Annotated in this window: 18 protein-coding genes and 1 tRNA gene; 11 read left to right on the forward strand and 8 right to left on the reverse strand. The window is 56.1% G+C overall.

The genetic code is table 11. From position 1 onward, the window contains the following. Window positions 1-2 precede the first annotated feature (2 nt). The gene (locus BQ5361_RS02070; protein WP_143047467.1) at window positions 3-536 is read right to left on the reverse strand and encodes a phage virion morphogenesis protein; all 534 of its coding nucleotides are present in this window, start codon (window positions 534-536) and stop codon (window positions 3-5) included. A gap of 20 nt (window positions 537-556) precedes the next feature. On the opposite strand from BQ5361_RS02070, the gene BQ5361_RS10485 reads away from it, so the two are divergent. Next, window positions 557-805: a hypothetical protein gene (locus tag BQ5361_RS10485; protein WP_074021956.1), complete on the forward strand. Its 249-nt coding sequence runs from the start codon at window positions 557-559 to the stop codon at window positions 803-805. Here BQ5361_RS10485 and BQ5361_RS02075 read toward each other — a convergent pair. Next, window positions 767-2329 carry a phage minor head protein gene (locus BQ5361_RS02075; protein WP_154822292.1) on the reverse strand — a complete coding sequence of 521 codons (1563 nt, stop codon included), beginning with the start codon at window positions 2327-2329 and terminating at the stop codon, window positions 767-769. The genes BQ5361_RS10485 and BQ5361_RS02075 overlap by 39 nt on opposite strands. Window positions 2330-2510: 181 nt before the next feature. Here BQ5361_RS02075 and BQ5361_RS02080 point away from each other — a divergent pair, with 181 nt between their 5' ends. The 9 genes from BQ5361_RS02080 (at window position 2511) to BQ5361_RS02120 (ending at window position 13265) form a co-directional block, all read left to right on the forward strand. Then, window positions 2511-4370 carry a peptidase U32 family protein gene (locus tag BQ5361_RS02080; RefSeq protein WP_257525992.1) on the forward strand — a complete coding sequence of 620 codons (1860 nt, stop codon included), beginning with the start codon at window positions 2511-2513 and terminating at the stop codon, window positions 4368-4370. A 70-nt stretch (window positions 4371-4440) separates the two neighbouring features. Then, window positions 4441-5394, forward strand: coding sequence for a class I SAM-dependent methyltransferase (locus tag BQ5361_RS02085; RefSeq protein WP_052130949.1), 954 nt, complete (start codon window positions 4441-4443; stop codon window positions 5392-5394). A gap of 182 nt (window positions 5395-5576) precedes the next feature. Next, window positions 5577-5651: transfer RNA gene (locus tag BQ5361_RS02090), tRNA-Val, on the forward strand. 568 nt (window positions 5652-6219) lie between these two features. Beyond that, window positions 6220-7419 carry an MFS transporter gene (locus tag BQ5361_RS02095; RefSeq protein ID WP_035471643.1) on the forward strand — a complete coding sequence of 400 codons (1200 nt, stop codon included), beginning with the start codon at window positions 6220-6222 and terminating at the stop codon, window positions 7417-7419. 163 nt (window positions 7420-7582) lie between these two features. Then, window positions 7583-9394 carry a fibronectin type III domain-containing protein gene (locus tag BQ5361_RS02100; RefSeq protein WP_143047469.1) on the forward strand — a complete coding sequence of 604 codons (1812 nt, stop codon included), beginning with the start codon at window positions 7583-7585 and terminating at the stop codon, window positions 9392-9394. Between the two features lie 19 nt (window positions 9395-9413). Then, the gene (locus BQ5361_RS10490; protein ID WP_022063435.1) at window positions 9414-10064 is read left to right on the forward strand and encodes a hypothetical protein; all 651 of its coding nucleotides are present in this window, start codon (window positions 9414-9416) and stop codon (window positions 10062-10064) included. Window positions 10065-10231: 167 nt separating this feature from the next. After that, window positions 10232-11044: a hypothetical protein gene (locus BQ5361_RS02110; RefSeq protein ID WP_052130950.1), complete on the forward strand. Its 813-nt coding sequence runs from the start codon at window positions 10232-10234 to the stop codon at window positions 11042-11044. 72 nt (window positions 11045-11116) lie between these two features. Next, window positions 11117-11665: a GNAT family N-acetyltransferase gene (locus tag BQ5361_RS02115; RefSeq protein WP_399270627.1), complete on the forward strand. Its 549-nt coding sequence runs from the start codon at window positions 11117-11119 to the stop codon at window positions 11663-11665. Between the two features lie 208 nt (window positions 11666-11873). Next, window positions 11874-13265 (forward strand): C1 family peptidase, encoded by a 1392-nt coding sequence (locus BQ5361_RS02120; RefSeq protein ID WP_035471651.1) that lies wholly within the window; start codon window positions 11874-11876, stop codon window positions 13263-13265. Window positions 13266-13367: 102 nt separating this feature from the next. On the opposite strand, the gene BQ5361_RS02125 is transcribed toward BQ5361_RS02120, so the two are convergent. The 5 genes from BQ5361_RS02125 to BQ5361_RS02145 form a co-directional block, all read right to left on the reverse strand. After that, on the reverse strand, window positions 13368-14588 hold the full coding sequence (locus tag BQ5361_RS02125) for a GNAT family N-acetyltransferase (protein WP_035471654.1): 1221 nt from the start codon (window positions 14586-14588) through the stop codon (window positions 13368-13370). Between the two features lie 140 nt (window positions 14589-14728). Beyond that, window positions 14729-15031, reverse strand: coding sequence for a GNAT family N-acetyltransferase (locus BQ5361_RS02130; protein ID WP_022063430.1), 303 nt, complete (start codon window positions 15029-15031; stop codon window positions 14729-14731). A gap of 25 nt (window positions 15032-15056) precedes the next feature. After that, entirely contained in the window at window positions 15057-15581 is a 525-nt protein-coding gene (locus tag BQ5361_RS02135) for a chromate transporter (RefSeq protein WP_022063429.1), read from the reverse strand. Continuing rightward, on the reverse strand, window positions 15578-16195 hold the full coding sequence (locus BQ5361_RS02140) for a chromate transporter (RefSeq protein WP_399270629.1): 618 nt from the start codon (window positions 16193-16195) through the stop codon (window positions 15578-15580). Before BQ5361_RS02140 ends, BQ5361_RS02135 begins: the two co-directional genes overlap by 4 nt. Continuing rightward, window positions 16192-16938 (reverse strand): 16S rRNA (uracil(1498)-N(3))-methyltransferase, encoded by a 747-nt coding sequence (locus tag BQ5361_RS02145; RefSeq protein ID WP_052130951.1) that lies wholly within the window; start codon window positions 16936-16938, stop codon window positions 16192-16194. Before BQ5361_RS02145 ends, BQ5361_RS02140 begins: the two co-directional genes overlap by 4 nt. 72 nt (window positions 16939-17010) lie before the next feature. Between BQ5361_RS02145 and BQ5361_RS02150 the strand changes: the two genes are divergently transcribed. Next, entirely contained in the window at window positions 17011-19152 is a 2142-nt protein-coding gene (locus BQ5361_RS02150; protein ID WP_046445055.1) for a M3 family metallopeptidase, read from the forward strand. A 227-nt stretch (window positions 19153-19379) separates the two neighbouring features. Here BQ5361_RS02150 and meaB read toward each other — a convergent pair whose 3' ends face one another. Next, window positions 19380-20498 (reverse strand): methylmalonyl Co-A mutase-associated GTPase MeaB, encoded by a 1119-nt coding sequence (gene meaB, locus BQ5361_RS02155; RefSeq protein ID WP_035471656.1) that lies wholly within the window; start codon window positions 20496-20498, stop codon window positions 19380-19382. Window positions 20499-20506: the final 8 nt, after the last annotated feature.

A 20506-nucleotide genomic window follows, 5' to 3' on the forward strand; every position in this document is an offset into this window, starting at 1 on the left:
GATTATTTGTGTGTCATTTTGGTGAATTTCGGGTCGATGTTTTTCGCCACCCATTCGCGCACGTTCCGTTCGCAGGTATCGCGGACGATGCGTCCGACGGCGGGATGGTCGCCGACGACCTGACGCCGGGGGATGTCGAACTCCGTTTTCTTAGTCAGGGCCAGGGAGCGGTAATAGGCGGCGGTACGGCTTTTGCGGTCGGCCCGTTTACCGGTAGCTCCTTCAGGCGGGACGTTGCGGTAGTACATCGCCCAGAAGTAGCGGCGCATTGCCGGGGTAACGGGCACTTTTCCGCCGCGGTTGTGGATGCTGAAATAGGGCAGCTCGGAGGAGAAGTAGAGGGAGCCGCGGGCGGCGGTACACCGCAGGGAACGGCGCATGGCTCCCGATACGACCAGCAGGGTGCCGCGTCCCGTATCCATTTTCCGCGCCGGCCAGGGCCGGTCGAAGAATGCCTTTCGGGTGAAGTTTCGGTTGAACTCGTCGAGCACTTCCACCCGGAGGTCGGATAAAATATTTTTGACTAATTCATTCATAATCGTTATATATTTGTAATATGGAAATACCAAAACAGGTACAAATTGCGGCTAAGGGCCTAATCGACATGTATGGTTATAATATAGACTACCTCGGCAAGTACGAGGGAGCAGAATATTATATGTTTGTTTTTCCCGAAGAAGCCATCACGGGATATCCTGTTGTGTATCAATATGCAAACAAACAAGTGTTGACTATAACCGGGCCAGAAGTTTTCAACATTATAGATTTATTTATCGAAGATGTCGATGAAGTCGATGTTGAATAGTTTATTGTCTATCCGCATAACTCCACTGGCGTTGTAAGTCGTCGTTCGTCCTCGTTTGCACAGGTACTCTAAGTTGTTCCATTCTCTTCCTGACCCTTTTTGGTTATCAATTTGTGGCTCTATTCTTCTTAATTCTCCGTCAGCAAATCGTTGTAAAACAGTAGCATGTCCGCCTCCGTTTTTCCAATAAATCGCGATTTCGTATATCCCTTCTTCGCTACATGCTTCTTGGAAAAATTGCATATAACGTTTTTCCGACATTTGCTTATACCCTTTTTTTACAAGCCAAGTATTTACACTTGTATATTGGGCTGGCGTTCCGTCGATATTCTTCCATACTTCCCAAGCGTTTGCGCCGTCGCTGAGATAGTCAAGTTTCGAGCCGATTGTGTTTCCCTTTGCCGTAACATCGAATCCTTTCAATCGTAAAGCGTAAGCCGGGACGCAGGTCTGACAATTAATGTGATATTGTTCATCCTCTGGTTTATACGCCGGATTCCTTCTATACTTATTCCCCTGATTATCTTGATAATTCCCTTTCGGGTCGGGAATAAATTCGGGGACGTAGCACGGATTCGCGGATTGTCTGTCTGCTTGCTCCACGGTCATAGGCTTTCCTTTCGTTATTCCGAGAGCCTCTTCCAGTTTGATGTTATGCACGGCAAGGGCTCGTTTTTCTTCGGCGGTCAGGTTGTCGGGCATTTCGGCAATCATTTCCTCGATGCGGTTTGCCTGCGCCATTTTCCCGACCGCCTTTTTGACCTGTCCGGCCGCCTCCTTACTCAGTTTGTAGTATGGGTGTTTGGGCGGGAAAAGCTGGCCGTCGATACCGGGATTGAAACGGAAAATACGTTTCTTCGGGGTATCGGTCATCCGGTCTCCGGCCTGTATGGCCTGTTTGTCGTCCGATGTCGGATATTTCCCTTTGAGCACCTGAACGGCGGTACAGCGGCAGTTCCAGCCGTTGGGCGGATAGTAATAGCGCCAGAAGTCATTCGACGGAGGGAGCGTTACGCCGTTCAGCGCGCGGTGCTCCTCGCGGACGTGGTCGTCGCCGGCCGTCCGGTATTGCAGGTCGTACCGGTCGCCGTCCTGCGATACTTCGGCCCAGGAGGCGGCCATCTGCGCGGAGCTTACGGCGAAATTGTACTCCGCCTCCAGGTAGCGCACGTTGTAGTTTGCGTCGATACGCCGAATATCGGTCAGGAACCGGGAGAAGCCTTTTACCGTACCGTCTTTCTCCCGCAGCAGCAGGGAGGCCTCCTTCAGCTCCTGTGCGGTCTTGAATCCTGAAAAGAGGAAAGCACTGTTATCCAGCTTTCGGGCCATCGCGGCGGGGATAACGTTGTCGGCCACGCCCTTGTCCATCGCCTTGCGGATAATACGGTATGTCTCGCGCACCATGTCGGCGACCGGTTCCTCCTCCATCATGTCGGGCGAGAACTCTCCGCGTCCGTGAAGCCATCGGGCGGCCCGCTCGAACACTGCCGCCCGGAACCGCCGCGGGGCGGATGTCCCGGCCAATGTTACGGGGCGGAGGGTATCGCCGTACAGGTCGTCGAGGGCACTGTGCAGCCCGGCGTAATAATTAGCCGGGCTCAGGCGAAAAAACCGTCACGGGCCGCAAGGGGCACGGAGAGCGCGCCGGTCGAACAGGCATCTTTTCTCACGGTATGCCGGGTTTATTTCGTATCTTTGCGCACCGATGAAGCGTCGTGAAGTGGAGATGTTGTGGAAACCCGGAAAGATTGAGTTGCTTGCACCTGCCCGCGATTTGCGGAGTGCCCGTGCCGCTATCGACTGCGGTGCGGATGCCGTTTACATGGGCGGACCGCGTTTCGGCGCGAGGCAGGCGGCCGGCAATAGCGTGGCGGACATAGCCGCCGTGGCGGAGTATGCCCGCCGGTTCGGCGTGCGTGTTTATGTGACGCTCAACACCCTCCTGTTCGATGACGAACTCGCCGATGCCGAGCGTATCGCACGGCAGGTGGTCGAAGCGGGTGCGGATGCGCTCATCGTGCAGGATATGGCCTATCTGGAGATGGAACTCGAAGGAGTGGAGCTGCACGCCTCGACGCAGACTTTCAATGCCTCCCCGGAGAAGGCGGCTTTCCTGGCCGACTGCGGTTTTTCGCGCGTTATTCTCGAACGTAACCTTTCCCTGGAGGAAATCAGGCGGATACGGGCTGCCACGGATGTGGAGCTAGAGTGTTTCGTGCACGGGGCGATATGCGTGTGTTACAGCGGGCGGTGTTACATGAGCCGTACCATGTCGCCGCGCAGCGGAAACCGGGGCGACTGTATGCAGGCCTGCAGGTTGCCCTACGACCTGCTGGATGCCGCCGGTAACGTGTTAATGGCCGGCAAACACCTGCTTTCGGTACGGGATATGGACCTTTCGGGGCGGCTCGGCGACCTGCTGGATGCCGGTGTCACCTCGTTCAAAATAGAGGGGCGGCTCAAGGATGAGGCATACGTGCGGAACGTCGTCGCATGGTACCGCACCCGTCTCGACCGGGAGATAGCTGCCCGTCCCGGACTGGTGCGGGCCTCTGAAGGGCAAAGCGACCCGGGTTTCGAGCCCGATTTGGCGCGTACCTTCTCCCGCGGACGTACCGAATACTTTTTCGACGGCCGGCGGGCGGGGGTTTCCACACCCGATACTCCGAAGGCCGTCGGCGGTTTCGTCTGCCGGGTGGCGTGTTCCGGTCCCGGGTGGTTCGAGCCGCAGGGCGGAGAGGCATTCGCCCCTGGCGACGGCATCTGTTTCATGTACGGAGGCCGGTTGGCAGGTACGAACGTGAACGGTACGGAAGGGGGGCGCGTGCAGCTCAACAAGGAGTGGAAACTTCCGGCCGGGACGGAGATTTATCGGAATTACGACCGCCGGTTCAGCGCGCGTTTGGAGGGAGCCCGTGCCCGCCGTTCGGTACGGGTGTCCGTGACCGTGAGTTTTGACGAAGGTGCGGTGTCGGCAGAGTTCCGGGATGGAGACGGCTGTTCGGCGACGGCTTCCGTTGTCTGCGGCAACGGGGCGGCGCGGGAACCGGAGAAGGTGCTGGAGATGCTCCGTACGCAGCTTGTCCGGTCGGGCGATACCATGTTCGATGTGGCGGAGGTGTGTTTTGCGGACGGTACGGAGGGAGTGCCTTTCGTGCGGGTTTCCGAGGCGAACGCTTTGCGACGGGAGGGGTTGGAAGCGTTGCTGTGTCACCGGACGGAGCGCCGGACCGAGAGACATCCGGCCCGGGCGGCTGCCGGATGCCGTTATCCGTACGGTACGCCCGAGGCTTCGGAGAACGTAACCAACCGGCTGGCCCGCAGATTTTACGAACGTGTCGGCGGGGCGGGCGCTGCGCCGGGGTACGACCTGCAGGCCGACCTGCGTGGAGTGGCGGTCATGCGGACGCCGTTCTGTGTGCGGCGCGAACACGGCATGTGTCTGAAAGGGCGGCGGGATGAAGGGCCTGCTCCGCTGTGGCTTCGCCACGGGCCGTTCGTCTATCGTCTGGAGTTCGACTGTGCGCAGTGTATGATGAGCGTCGTTTTCGAGGGACGCGGTTGACGGGCGGTTCCGGTACGGAGTTCTTTTCCGTATTTTCGGTTGTGTTGAAATGGATTGAATCGAATGTCTTATGAAATGTACGGATGTTCCGGAGATATTGTCCCCCGAGTGGGAGGATTATGAGTTGGTCGATTGCGGCGGTTTCGAGAAGCTGGAGCGTTTCGGGCGTTATGTGACGGTGCGCCCCGAACCGCAGGCCATCTGGCACAAGTCCCTGCCCGAAGGGGAGTGGGAACGTATGGCGTCCGCCGTTTTCCGGCGCGATGCCAACAGCGAGGAGCGCGGCCGGTGGCTGCTGGGGGCGGGAATGCCGGAACAGTGGCGAATCGACTATCGTTACCGCGGCATGTCCCTGCGGATGCGGCTGGGTCTCACTTCGTTCAAGCATGTGGGCGTATTTCCCGAACAGGGTGAGAATTGGAATTTCATTTATGACAGCGTTGCGGAGCTGAAAGCCCGGCTGGGCAGGGAACCGCGCGTGCTCAACCTCTTCGCCTATACGGGCGGTGCGTCGCTGGCGGCCCGGAGTGCAGGTGCGGAGGTGACGCATGTGGATTCCGTGCGCCAGGTGGTGACCTGGGCCCGTGAGAATATGGAGGCGAGCGGATTGGACGGTATCCGTTGGGTGGTGGAGGATGCGATGAAGTTCGTTCGCCGGGAGGTCCGCCGCGGCAGAAGTTACGACGGTATCATTCTCGACCCGCCGGCTTACGGCCGGGGCCCGGAAGGGGAGAAATGGGTGCTCGGCCAGGATATCGGGCCGATGCTCGAATGCTGTACCCGGCTGCTGTCGGCGACGGACGGTTTTCTCGTACTGAACCTCTATTCCATGGGATTTTCGGCCCTGTTGGCCAAGAGTATAGTCGGCCAGCTTTTCCCCGTACCCTCGGCGGAAGAGTTCGGGGAGCTCTTCTTTTACGACCGGGCGGAAAAAATGCTGCCGCTCGGAGTGTTTTATCGGGCCCGCTACGGAGGAGACATGCAGGGCCCGGCGCAGAAACGACCGGAAAACAGCGGACGGTAGTAGAAAAAGATGGAAGCGTATCGTGTTGATTGTTATGTCTGTGTGTGACGTGTCGTAAAAAAAGACTGAAAAAAACTTCGGAAAAATTTGGAGTGAGAAAAAATTGCCCTATATTTGCACTCGCAATTGGGAAATATGAAATGGTTTCCGCAAACTATCAGTATTTTTCAATTGCACCACGAGGGAGTATAGCTCAGCTGGTTCAGAGCATCTGCCTTACAAGCAGAGGGTCCGGGGTTCGAATCCCTGTGCTCCCACACAACAGAGTGAAGTTGAGAGCCACCCGATATCGGGTGGCTCTCTTTTTATACTGCACCGGTGAATTTGCTCGTATCGGATGATATTTGAAAGGTGGTGCCTGCAACGTGGAGAGACCTTCGGTTGTCGATGGAGTGAAGGTTTGTTTATTCTTGCAGGAATTTTAGGGGTACGGTGCGGGTAGCGGCGAACCCTGTTTTTTCCATGCAGTAATCCGGCGAGAATTGTTTGCAGAAGTGTTTTTTCGTTGTCCGAGAATAGTGCGGTTTTGCCGGCGCGGGCCCTGTGATAACGGAGCAGGTACGGAAGTTTTCGAGTGGAGACCGGCGGGATTTTGTTGCGGGATGGATGGGGCCGTTTCGCATTGTTGATAGTGTCCCGTTCTGCATCGAATCGGATAGATTGTATCGGAACCGTCGGATGGTGCCGTACTGTGTTCCGGGATGCTTTCTTCCGGAAGGCAGAGACAATGTAATCCTTTTATCTTTAATTTTGCGCGGCGTTTTCCGCCTCTATAGAGGGCGGGGCGCAGGGTAGGAATCGAAGGAGAACTGAAAAAGCATCGTCATGACAAAGGAACGTCTCATCACACCGGGTTACTGTTTCATCATCGCAGCGAATTTTCTGCTTTATTTCGGATTCTATCTTCTGATGCCGGTTTTCCCTTTCTACCTGACGGAGGTCTTCCATACCGGAAGCGCGACGATGGGCATCGCTCTTTCCTGCTATACGCTTGCCGCACTGACGATACGTCCCTTTTCCGGTTACCTGCTGGATACATTCGCCCGCAAGCCGCTCTATATCTTCGCCTATTTCATCTTTACGAGTATTTTCGCCGGCTACATCGTCGCCGGTACGCTTGCCGTTTTCATCATCCTGCGCGTCGTGCACGGTTTCGCGTTCGGTACCGTGACCGTGTCCGGCAATACGCTGGTTATCGACATCACCCCCTCGTCGAGGCGCGGCGAGGCGTTGGGATACTACGGTCTCGCCAATAACATCGCCATGTCCATCGGTCCTATGGTGGGGCTCTTCATGCACGATGCGGGGCTGAGTTTCGACGTGCTTTTCGTCGCTTCGGTCGTTTCGTGTTCGCTCGGCCTCGTCTGCGCCCTGCTTGTCAGGACACCCGTGAAACCCCAGGTGAAGCGCGAGCCCATCTCGCTCGACCGTTTCTTTCTTGTCAAAGGCATTCCGGCCGGCCTCGACCTGTTGCTGCTTTCCATCCCCTACGGTATGACCACCACCTATGTGGCCATGTACGCAAGGCAAATCGGTATCGTATCGGGCAGCGGGCTTTTCTTCACGCTGATGGCGGTAGGAATGGCCGTGTCGCGTCTGTTTTCGGGTCGGCAGGTCGATAAGGGGCGTATCGTGGCCGTCATCTCCTTCGGCATCTATCTCGTTTGCTTCTGTTTTTTCGGCCTCTCGTCATGCAAATGGCTGATGACGGAGTTCCCCGCAGTCGGACGGTACGTCTTCTTCGGCATCGCGCTCCTGCTCGGGGTAGGATTCGGAACGATGTTCCCGGCCTTCAATACGCTGTTCGTGAATCTCGCCCCCAACAGCAAGCGCGGTACGGCCACATCCACCTACCTCACGTCGTGGGACGTGGGTATCGGAGCCGGGTTGCTGCTCGGCGGTTACATCGGACAGGTCAGCACGCTGAATGCAGCCTATTTCGTCGGGGCATGCCTGACGGTGGTTTCGGCGCTCTTTTTCAATATCAAGGTCGGCCCCCATTTCGAGCGGAACAAGCTGCGGTGAGATTTCTTGTGTTTACGGGAATAGGTAGGCATAGACGCGAAGATATTTTCATATAATATATATGAATGTAAAAAATATGATATAACTATTGCTTTGGTGCAGGAAACATATTAACTTTGTTTAAGGAAATAAACCCTAAGTTCTAACTTAAAACCAACCTGAAATGAAAATTTTTAATTTTTGTTTAGCAAGCGTTGCGGTTCTGTTTCTGGCTGTTTCCTGCGGAAAGGAAGAGTATGGAATGAGCGGGCGTAAAGAAGTTGTCGGTAACGACGGTTATGGACTGTCGGCAATGACGATGGATTATGACGAGGTGATGGGAAATCTGGCCCTGTCGGTCAGCCGGGCGATGCGTGGAAATACCGAATTCAGACAACTGATTCATGAGAATGCGTTGGAACAGTTCGACGGAGACTATGATGTCCTGTTAAAACATGTTGCGGATGATACGGTTTTGGCTGACGATGAAACGGTGGTTACACGGTCGGCGGACGGTACGATTGCCGTGAAAGACCTGCTGAGTGTCTATTTCCCTGAGGAGGGGACAGAAACCCGGAGTTCCGGTACGAATATTATAGAAGAACTTCAGAGGTTATATCCGAATCTGCAGATATCGGTACCTGTGCACGCGGAAGATTGGAATCCGGAAGAATATGTACCTGTCGTAGCGTTTTTGCCGGAAGATTATTGCGATGCGACTGTGACGGAGATTCCGGGATATGATGCGGCGGGAAATTTCGTGTGGATAGATGCGATAAATATTCCGGAAAACCCGGTTATAGTCGTAGGATTGTGTGAACGCACGGATGCGAACGGCGAGTTGTTGGATGGATATAATCCGGAGGCTGTTTATCCGTATCAGGATAATGTTGCAGGCGATACGCGTGGTTGGGGTGTGACAGCTCCTGCTGCTCCGACCAATTTGGCAGCCAATCGGGTTACGACGGGAGTTGCATTGTCGTGGGAACATTCCGGTACGGCAAACGGTTTTTATATATACCGTAAAGCAGCCAAAGGAGGCGCCTATCAGAAAATAGGTACGGTTACAGGAAGTAATAATAAGACTTATTTCGATTACAATCTTATTTCGAATGAATATTATTACTATTATGTTTCTGCCTATTCGGTGGGAGGAACCTTAACCGGCCAGCAAATTTCCGAATCCGGCCAGTCCAATGTCGTTTTCGTGCAGGCACCTGCTGCGCCTGCCGCTTTATCGAGTTTTACGACTCATTACAGTGGAAAAAATGTGGAACTTCACTGGAATAACGACGGTGATAATTCTTCGCGGGTTGTAATCGAATATATGGTTCCAGAGCATCAGAGTGGGTATCAGCGTTTGATTACCAGATCGGGTGGAGTGAATAATTATATCTATTCACCGGCGTACCGGGGAACGAAGATTATGTACCGGGCCTATCGGGAGAATTCCATCGGTAATTCCGATGCGGTGTACGATTTTATTTATCCGCCTTATCGGAATGCGGATGCGAGTTCGCCGGTTTATGTGAAACAGATTAAGTTTACCGATTGGTCGCTGGAGCGCTGGCCTGCAGGAAAACCGGAGTTTTATTTGAAAGTCGTAGGAGCTACCGATGATGGAAAAACATATGAAATACAGAACCAGGTCGAGTTCAATTTCGATTCTAAATCGAATATATCTCAGGTGTTTAAGGATAAAAAGGTAGTGGATTGGCGGTGTTTTTCAGACCAGGATTGGTATTCGATGATTACGTTTTGCCTTGAAGAATACGATTTGCCGAATGCTGCCATAAGTTTTAAAATTAGTGCGGATATTGGTGTGAAAATTGCTGATGCTTTGGAAGTAAGAACAGGTGCAGAATTGGGTGTGCAATTTTCTAATAAAGGAGAAATGTGTGGGAATGCATCCATATACTATTTTGACAATCCGGAGCAATGGGTTGTTTTTCCGAATTATGGAGTGCAGATGTTGATTAGTGAACACGGCAATTAGGCTAATTGAATTGACTATCATGAAAAAGGTATTGCTATTGGCGTTGTGTGTCGTTTTATGGCAAACGCTGGAAGCTCAAAAGATTTCCAAGGAACGGTTACCGATAACGGTAGAAGCCGGTTTTGGTATATTTAATACAGATTTGAACTTGGATGTCTTCATGGATATGAATTATCCGACACAAGGAGGAAAAATTTATGGACAGGGTAATATCAAAGCGTTTAATTTGAAATTTACGACGGAAACACGTTACCGGAATCTTGATTTGATTTTTGGTGCGATGGCCTTAATAGGGGAGCGTTATAATCAGTTTAGTGTTGGAACTTATGAAAAGGATGGGTATCAGTATCTGATGAACGGCGGCGGGGTGTATGCCGGAATCAGTCCGAAGTGGAAAACGAAATATTTCGGACTGACCTCGGATTTCGCGGTCGGTATTTTTCCGATAAAGGAGTATGCTTCGGCTGTATTGGCTGACGAGGCTCATCCGAATTTTACCAATGTGAATCAAAACAAGGCCTCCGTGTTCGGAGCCATGGCTTCGGTGGGATTCTATGTGAACGTCTGGCGGATAGGAATCAATCCGACTTTCAATGTGCTCTATGCCGGTGGAGCGGGTGCGGGATTTTTCCTGTACGGTTTCATGCTGCCGCTGACGATTACGTTTTAGCCGCTGCGAAGAGGCAAGCACAGGGAGCCGGGAGGCTCCCTGTCTGTTTCCGGCCGGTCGGGCGAATACGCGGTTCATGTTTATTGATTACATTTGTGGACCGATTGCGGCGGGAGAGTGCCGCCGCAATCGGTGCGGAACGGATTGGTAATTTAAAAGACGGAATAATGAAACGTTTGGCTGTGATTATGTTGTGTGTCGCTTTGCCGTTGTGGATACTCTCCTGCGGACGGTGCGGCAAGACCGGGAACGGCGAGACCGTGGCAGGCGCTGCGGCTGCGGGCGAGGTCGTAATCGCCGATTCGCTGCCCGTGAAGGTGCAAGTCAGGGATGGCTACGGACGGATGGTGATTCTCAAGGAGCCGGGCAGAACCGTAGATGTCGAATTCGATTCGGGCGGGTGCGACCTGCTGTACGGCGAGATTACCGGGGTCGGCGATATGGCCAATGTACGGTTCAACCAGATTGTCATGCCCGACGGTACCTCGGACGGGCCTTTCGGCCGGAGTATCGAATACGGCTTGGAACAGCAGGGGACGTATCATCTGCTGATAGGGGAGAGCCTGATGGCGGGTGAGCCGTGGGGCGGCGAGTTCATGCTCGAACTGTGGCTGGGTTGCAAGGTTCCCTATACCGAGGGACATAACTATTTCGTCAACAACAGCTATACCGAAGACCGGCTGCCGGCAGCCACCATCACCACGCGCGAGGAGTTCGATACGGTGTTCGGCAAGGCGCCCGTAATGGGGTCGCTCCCCACGCCGGTGGATTTTGATACGCAGTATGTGATAGCCGTCATAGAACCTATGACGGACGAGGCCGTTTACCTCGAGGTGGAGAGCTTGGTGAAGATAGGTGACAAGTTGATAATGACCTACAGTCGGGAGACGGGGGACAGGCGTTCCTACTCCGTGCGCCCTATGCTGATGCTCGTGGTCGACAGGGAGTATGCGGGCGAGGTAGAGATAGTGATGGAGTGATTGCCGGTTGCGGTGCGTCGGCGGGTGGAAGTGGCGCATCGGCTCCGTTTCGGCGGAAGGAAAAGTGGTTGGATGATGGAGTGCGACGTGATACGGACCGAACGACTTCGGGCGGGTGTATGGCGGGGGGAGGACACGACGGAGTTTATCCGGATGAATGCCGACAGCCGCGTGATGCGGTATTTCCCGAAGCGGCTCTCGCCGGAGGAATCCGTGGAGTTTCTCGGTCGGATAAAGCGGGAGTTTGCAGTGTACGGTTACGGGCTCTTTGCCGTGCGGGAGCGTACCGGAGGACATTTTGTGGGGTTTGTCGGGCTGCACCGTTTCGATTTCGATGCGGATTTCGCTCCGGGTGTGGAGATAGGGTGGCGGCTGCTGCCGGAGTATTGGGGACAGGGGTATGCGCCGGAGATGGCGGCGGCATGTCTGGCATACGCCCGTGATACGCTTCATCTAAAGGAAGTCTTCTCTTTTACTGCTGTGCAGAACCAGCCCTCCGAACGGGTGATGCAGAAACTCGGGATGTGCCGGGTGAAGGAGTTCGACCATCCGGCCGTTCCGGCAGGCCATCCGCTGTCGCGGCATGTGCTCTATGTGATGGAGTTCCGGGAGGAAGGGTGAAAGTTGCGACCGTAAGGCAGGGGAGGGAATCCCTTCCCTGTCGCTTTGATGGGCGGCAGGGCGTGGAGTGTCCGGCTTTCTGAGGTTGCGGTACGTGGAAACGGAGGAGATTTTCCCGTCGTGGAGAGCTTGCGGGGCTTTTGGTTTCCTGCGGTAAATGTTATCTTTGTGCCTAAGCAAGTATTAACAGTAAAAAAGGATTTCACACATGAAGAAAGGTATCTTGTTGGCGGCTTCGCTCGTGGTTGCGGGAGGTATTGCGGCCGATGCACAGTCCATAACCGGCGATGACGTGGCGCGGATGCGCGACCGTTTCCGCGGCGACCCGTCCGTCGTGGCCATACAGAACGTATTGACCTCCAACGGCGATATACGGGCCCTGGCGCTGAACCACGGGCTCGACGGTAAGGTGGACCATTATTTCAAATACAGGGTGAATGTGAAGGGAATTACCGACCAGAAGCAGTCGGGCCGCTGCTGGATGTTCACTTCGATGAACGTACTCCGTCCTTCGGTCATGGAGAAGTACAATTTGGATGAGTTCGATTTTTCGCATAACTATCTTTATTTCTGGGATATGCTCGAAAAGGCGAACCTCTTCCTCGAAAACGTGGCCGCGACCGCATCCAAGCCGATGGACGACCGGGAGGTCGTACACTACTTTTCCGCTCCGCTCGACGACGGCGGGGTATGGAACCTCTATTACAACATTGCGGGCAAGTACGGGGTGGTGCCTGCGCAGGTGATGCCGGAGACTCCCCATTCGGAGAATACGGCCCAGATGGTGGCGCTTATCAACGAGAAGCTGCGGGTCGAGGGGTACAGGCTGCGGGAAGCGCTGGCCGGTACGAAAGGCAAGGCCCGTGCGGCGGTGGTGAAGGAGCATAAGGATGCCGCGCTGAATGACGTTTACCGGATGTTGGCGCTGTGCCTCGGCGAACCTCCTGTCGAATTTGAATGGAGGTTCCGTGACCGTGCAGGCAATCTCGTCTCCAAAACCTATACGCCGCTGGAGTTTTATGCCGAGATTACTCCGGACGACTATTCTCCGGAGAACTACATCATGATAATGAACGACCCCACGCGCGAATATTACCGGGTGTATGACATCAGCAACTACCGCAATACGGTCGAAGGGGTGAACTGGGTGTACCTCAACCTGCCGAACGACGCCATCAAGCGTGCAGCGCTCGCCTCCATCAAGAATAATGAGGCCATGTATGCGTCGTGCGACGTGAACAAGCACCTCAACCGCAGGACGGGTGTCATGGACCCCGCCATGTACGACTACGGCGCACTTTTCGGGGTGGACCTGTCGATGGACAAGAAGGCGCGGATACTGACCCGGCAGAGCGGGTCGAGTCATGCCATGACGCTTATCGGTGTGGATACGGACGAGAACGACGTGCCTGTGAAGTGGGAGTTCGAGAACAGTTGGGGTACGGAGTACGGCAACAAGGGATACCTGACCTTTACGGACGCCTGGTTCGACGAATACATGTTCCGGCTCGTCATCCACAAGCGGTATCTGGATGAGAAGGCCGTCGAGGCGCTTTCGGGCGAACCCGTCGTACTGCCCGCGTGGGACTATATGCACTGATGCGGAACGAAGAGTGCGGAAAGCGGAGGGCGGACGACAATCCGCCCTCCGCTTTCCGTGTCCCGGCATCTTTCGGATGATGGCGGGAAGTCGGCCGGCCGGTCAGAAGTAGTCGGAGAAGTAGGGCTGTCCGTCGGGGATGATTTCTTCCAGAAGTCGCAGCGTCCGTTTGTCGGTGTGCAGCCGTTCGATTCTGGCGAGATAGGAGGGGCGTTTGTAGCCCATGAGCATGGCCGAAAGGGTCTGTATGTCGAGTTCCACCGCTTTGCCTGCCGGTTCGTCGGTCACGGAGACGGTACCTTCCCGGTCGGTTGCGACACTGAAGATGCCGTTGTTCCACTCCGCCATGGGGTCGGTCACGACGAAATGGAAGGGGCGTATGCTCCCTTCGAACGGATAGAGGCGCAGGAACTGGGCGACGTCCACGATGCGGGCCATGAAGTAGGGTTCTATCGTCTCCTGTATCTGACTTTCGTCGAGCAGGAAGGCCAGCGGTTCGCCCGTGTAGATGTGTCCCTTCACGGCGTCTATCATGGAGTAGTGCGCCCGGATAAAGTTCCACAGCCCCTTGCGGGCCTCCTGCGTGAGATAGACCATTTCGCGGATGTGGAAAACGTCCTCCTCCACCCAGTAGAGCAGGAATCCCTGGGGGGTATCCTTTGCGTCGTAATAGACCGCCGCCGTCCGTTCCTCCTCGTTCTCCCAGCGCCAATACTCCATCCACTCGAAATCGTTGCGGATGAGGGCGCCGTGCGTGCAGCGGGCGAAACGGTCGTACGTTCCCTTGACGTCTTCGTCGCCTACGGGGAGCCGCTCGACATGGCCCGGCACCTCGACGGTTTCCGGTATCTCCGTATCTTTCAGGGTAAAGGTGATGTGGTCGGACATGATTTCCCACCCCTTGCGTCTGTAATAGGGAATGGAGTAGGGATAGAGATAGGAGACATACTGCTCCGCCTTGCGCATCTTTTGCAGTGCAAGCCGTATCAGGTCGTTCATCAGGCCCATGCCGGCGAATTCGGGGTAGGTGCCCACTCCCGTCACGCCGCCCATTCTGAAGATGCGGCTGTGAATGTTCACTTCGCACGGATAGATACATATCTGCGACACGAGTTCGTCGTCGTGGGTGAACCAGCCGAATACGTCGGCTTCCTGCAGAATAGGACGTTTGGAGCGTCTCAGTTCCCCGTCCTCATAGCCGCTCTCCTCCAGCTCCCGGTCGGTGACCTGAAAGACATATCGCAGCAGTTCATTGTATTGGTCGAGGTATTTCAGGCTGACGGGTTTTATCTTCAGGCTCTCCTTTATCTTGTTTTCGTGCATTTGTGTCGGGTTTGTTCCGTGCAAATTTATTGAAAATTGTCGAGCATTGGAACGGAACGTGGCCGCTGTCCGCATCAGGACATGAAAAACCCTCCGTGTACCGACGGAGGGTTTCGGCTGCAGGCCCTGCACGGCGGGCATCAGTAGGTGCGTTCGCGCACCGCGACGAGCTCCTGCCACTCGGGGTGGCGGCGGATGTAGGAGGCGACGAATCCGCACTGGGGGATGACCTTGCTCCCCTGTTCCCGGATGTCGGTGAGTGCCTTGAAGGCTATCTGGCTCCCGACGCCCTGGCCCGCGTGGTCGTAAGGCACCTCCGTGTGGGTGAGCGCCACTTCTCCGCCCGGTGCGAGATAATACTCTATCATGGCTATCTGGCCGTCTTCCAGGTCGAGTTCGTACCGCCGTTTGGCGGTGTTGTTGCTGAATCTGTAATCTTTCATGGCAGTATCGTTTGAATCGGTTCCGTTACAGATAGAGCAATAACCCTGCCACTGCCGAGAGGACGATGATGAGGATAGGATTCACCTTTTTGAACGAAGCGAGGAAGGCGGCGGCGAGTATCGCCCAGCTTTTCCAGTCGATGAAGGTTTCGGGGGTGAGGAGCAGGAGCGCCGCGGCCATTATCATTCCTATCATCATCGGTTTCATTCCTTCCATGGCGCCCGACACGTAACGGTTGGCGCGCAGCCTGAGATAGAACTTCGTGGCCGCAAGCATCAGGGTAAGCGACGGGATGCAGGCAGCCAGCGTAGCGAGGGCCGCACCCCAGACCGTACCCGTCACGGCATATCCGACGTATGTGGCGCTGTTGATGGCGATAGGGCCCGGCGTGACCTGCGAGATGGCGATAATGTCGGTGAGCTGTTCGGATGTGAGCCATCCGCGCTGTACCACGATTTCGTTCTGGATGAGCGAGAGCATGGCGTAGCCGCCGCCGAACCCGAAAAAGCCTATCTTGAGATAGGAGAGCAGCAGTTGGAGGTATATCATTGCATTCCCTCCTTTCCGTTCCCGGCCGTGCCGCGTTTGTCGTGCAGTGCATGGAGGATGCCCGCGGCCGCACCCGCTATGATGAACCAGACGGGGGATACGCCGAGCTGCCATACGATGACGGCCGCGATTGCCGCGAGCGCGATTTTCCACCAGACCATTCCGCGGGCGAGATTCAGGATGGGGGCTGCGATGAGTGCAATCACGGCGGGGCGCATTCCCTTGAAGGCGGCATCCACGTAACGGTTCTCGCGGATGTCCGTGAAATAGATGGCGATGAGCAGGATGATGACGAACGACGGGAGTACCACGCCCGCCACGGCCGAGAAGGCGCCCCGGTAGCCGGCTATCTTGTAGCCGACGAATACGGCCGAGTTGAGGGCTATCGGGCCGGGAGCCGACTGGGCCAGCGTAAGCAGTTCGAGAAAGTCACCGCGTGCTATCCAGCCGCGCCGGTCTATCATCTCCCGTTCGATGAGGGGTATCATGGCGAAGCCTCCTCCGAAGGTGAAAGCACCTATTTTGAAAAAGGTCGTGAAGAGCGAGAGGCATACCCGCAGGCTGCCTGTACCCTTCGGTTGTACGTTGCGTATGTGCCGTAACTCTTTTTTCATGACGCTGTCGCCGTTTCCTTCGGGGGTGCCGGCTGTTTCATGCCGTTTATGAGCGCTGCGGCGGTCACGACGGCGAGCGCCGCCGTTTCGGTGCGCAGACGGCTCTCGCCGAGGCTCACCTCCGTGAATCCCGCGGCCCGGGCCGCCGTTATCTCCTCGTCGGAGAAGTCGCCCTCGGGGCCTATCAGGACGAGGACGTTCCCGCCCCTGGGCAGCACGTCGCCGATGAAGCGCCGTTGCGTATCGGGGCGGCAGTGCGCTATGAGTTTCACGCCGTCAAAAGGCATGCCTATCACTTCCTCTACGGGCGTCAGTTCGTCCAGCTGTGGACGGTAGGCCTTCAGGGACTGCTTGACGGCACTTGTCACTACCCGTTCGCCCCGTTCGCGTTTGAGCGTCCGGCGTTCGCTGCGGCGGCATTCGATGGGGATGATACGGTCGATGCCCGTTTCTGTCGCCTTTTCCAGAAACCATTCGTAGCGGTCGGTATTCTTGGTCGGCGCGACGGCCACCGTCACTCCGTAACTGCGTTTGCCGTATTCGGGGAACGTCTCCGTGATGCGTACCCGGCAGTGTTTCGGGTCGGGTTGCAGAACGGTGGCCCGGTAGAGATTGCCGCACCCGTCGGTCAGGTGGAGTTCGTCGCCCGTCCTCAGGCGCAGCACCTTCATGCAGTGTGCCGACTCCTCTTCGGGCAGTGTATATTCGGGCAGGGAGATGTCGGGCGTGTAAAATAATTGCATTTGTATCGCTAAAATCGTAGTTTTGTACGTTATATAGAGTAACGCAGGTGAATCGAAAAAACGCATAAAAGTATGAAAAAAATCCCATTGCTATTGACCACAGTGTGTATTATGACCGCAGTTTCATCGTGCGGCAGCAAGGAGGCGCCGGCCGGTGCCAATCCGCTGCTCTCCGAATGGGATACGCCTTACGGCGTTCCCCCGTTCGATAAAATCAAGGTATCGGACTATATGCCGGCTTTCCGGGAGGCCATGAAGCTCCATCGGGAAGAGATAAAGGCCATTGCGGAGAATCCGGAGGAGCCCGATTTCGAGAACACCGTTCTCGCCTTCGACAACGCCGGGGAGATGCTTACGCGCGTGGAGCAGGTATTCTGGAGCGTGGCGGCCGCTGACACCAATCCGCAGATGCAGGCCGTACAGGAGAAGGTCGCGCCGATGCTGTCGGAGCATTATGACGGCATCATGCTCGACGAGAAACTGTTCGACCGCATCCGGAAGGTGTACGAGGGCCGTGATGCGGCGGGGCTCGACCGGTTGCAGAAACGTCTGGTGGAGAAGGTTTACAAAGATTTCGTCCGGTCGGGAGCCAATCTGACCGCCGAACAGAAGGCCGAATTCAAGGAGATAAACAGCCGGCTTTCGGAACTGACTTTCCGTTTCGGGAAAAACCTGCTCGAAGAGAACGCGCGTTTCCGGATGGTGCTGAATGAGGAGGATGTGGAGGGACTGCCGTCGGGCGTGCGCGGCGCGGCCCGCAATGCCGCCAAAGAGGCGGGACTCGGCGACGACAGATACCTTTTCGATATCGGGAAACCCAGCATGTTGCCTTTCCTCTCCTATTCGCCGCGCCGCGACCTGCGTCAGGAGCTTTATACGGCTTACATAGAGAAGTGCGACCACGGTGACGAGCTCGACAACAAGCAGTTGATAAACGAGATAATCGAACTGCGCACGCGTCGGGCCAATCTGCTCGGTTACGGTACGCATGCGGAGTATGTGCTCGACGCCAACATGGCCAAGACTCCGGAGAACGTGTACGGGCTGCTCGACGAGATATGGACGCCGGCGCTCGACAGGGCCCGCGGGGAACTTGCCGAGATGAAGGAGCTGAAGCGCAAGGAAGACGGCAGCGACGATTTCGCCTCGTGGGACTGGTGGTATTATGCTGAGAAGATACGCAAGTCGAGGTATAACCTCGACCAGGAGGCGCTGAGGCCCTATTTCCCGTTGGAAAATGTCAAACAGGGTATTTTCGAGCTGAGCAACCGGCTTTACGGCATCACGTTCCAGCCGGCGGTGCTGCCGGTCTACAACAACGAATGCGTGGCCTACGAAGTCTACGATACCGACGGCAGCCTGCTCGGCATCCTGTATATGGACCTGTATCCGCGTGCCGGCCGCAAGGGGCCGGGGGCGTGGTGCGGTACGTTCCGGGACCAGAGTTACAAGGACGGTGAACGGGTGGTGCCGGTGGTTTATATCGTGGCGAATTTCACCCGTCCGAACGGGACGATTCCCGCCTTGCTCGATTTGGACGAAACCACCACCTTTTTCCACGAGTTCGGGCATGCCCTCCATTCGCTCTTCAGCGACGTGCCCTATCGCGGACTGCTTGCCGTAGAGAACGATTTCGTGGAACTGCCTTCGCAAATTATGGAAAACTGGGCTACCGAGCCGGAGATGCTCCGCAGTTATGCCATCCATTGGCAGACGGGCAAGGTCATCCCCGAAAACCTGATTAAGCGCATACAGGAGAGCGCTCTGTTCAATCAGGGATTCGAGACGGTGGAACTCGCGGCGGCTTCCTATTCCGATATGGAGCTGCACGACATGGAGGAGTATGTCCCCGTTGACCTGGATGCATTTGAGAAGCGCGTTCTGAACGAGGAGCGGGGACTGATACCCCAGATAGAGCCGAGATACCGTTATCCCTACTTCTCGCATATCTTCGACGGAGGCTATTCGGCCGGCTATTACGGTTACCTCTGGGCGGAAGTGCTCGATAAGGATGCGTATGAAGCCTTCCGGGAGACGGGTGAACTGTTCAACAAGAAGGTCGCTGCCCGGTTCCGTGAAGAGATACTCTCCAAAGGGGGGACGGAAGACGGCATGGTGCTCTATGAGAATTTCCGCGGACGTCAGCCCAGTCGGCTGCCTCTGCTCGTGTCGCGGGGACTGGTAGAGGAACCGGCGGCGAACGGTGCGGAGTAGACACAGAGGCCGGGGCGGTCGTTCTGGCGGAGGTTCCCCGGCGGATTGGATTTCGGAGGTGCAGGCCCTATGGGCCTGCACCTCCTGTTTCGGCCAGGTCGGACGGACCGGCCGAATAGCGACGGAGGCAGAGGGATGACGGACGGTGAGGGTGTTGCAATGCGATAGCTCCGGCACACGTTACGTGTGCCGGAGCTATCGTAAGTGTATGTTAGAGCGGAAAAAGATTACTTTTCGCGGCGGATATCGCCGAAATAGCGGTCGAGCAGTTTGCGGGCGGCGACGAACGAACTGAGCCGGTCGCCGAGTACCTTGCGTTCGAAGTCCGGAAGGGCCGCTTCGATATCGGGGTCGCGGTAGAAGCTGTTGCGCAGCGCCTCGTTGATGGTTTCGTACATCCAGTATTTGTTCTGTCTGCGGCGGTTGGAGGTAAAGAAGCCGTTGCGGCGCGTGCAGGCGATGAAGTCGCCGACCTCTTTCCATATTTCGGAAAGTCCGCTGCCGTCCACCGCCGAACAGGTGAATACCTGCGGCCGGCATCCCGACTCCGGTTCCGGAAACAGATGGAGCGCATTGGATATCTGTGCTTTCGCCAATTCGGCCTTGCGGATGTTTTCGCCGTCCGCCTTGGTGATGACCACCAGGTCGGCCATCTCCATGATGCCGCGTTTGATGCCCTGCAGTTCGTCGCCGGCTCCGGAAATCTGGAGCAGCATGAAGAGGTCTACCATGGAGTGGACGGCCGTTTCGCTCTGTCCTACGCCGACGGTTTCGATGAATATCGTGTCGAAGCCGGCCGCTTCGCAGAGGATGACCGTCTCGCGTGTCTTGCGTGCCACCCCCCCCAGCGAACCCGCCGACGGAGAGGGGCGGATGAAGACGTCCGGATTGGAGGAGATGCTCTCCATACGTGTCTTGTCGCCGAGGATGGAGCCGCCACTCCGTTCCGAACTCGGGTCGATGGCGAGTACCGCCAACCGGTGGCCGAGCGAGGTCACCATGTTTCCGATTGCTTCGATGAAGGTGGATTTTCCCGCTCCCGGTACGCCTGTGATGCCGATGCGCACCGAATTTCCGGAACGGGGCAGGCAGCGTTCGATTATCTCCTGTGCCTGTTCGTAGTGTTCGGGAAGGTTGCTTTCGACGAGGGTGATGGCTTGCGACAGTACCGTGATATCGCCGGCGAGGATGCCTTCCACATATTGGGCCGTCGTGAGCGCGGGTCGTTTTTTCCGCCGGAAATGGGGATTGACGGAGGGTTGTCCGTTCACGCCTTCGGTGACGTGCAGGGCGCTCCCTTCATTCTCTTCGCGGTGGCGGTGTTCCCAGTGTTCGGAAAATTTCATTTTTCGTG

It is taken from the genome of Tidjanibacter massiliensis (genome assembly GCF_900104605.1).
GTDB classification, from domain to species: domain Bacteria; phylum Bacteroidota; class Bacteroidia; order Bacteroidales; family Rikenellaceae; genus Tidjanibacter; species Tidjanibacter inops.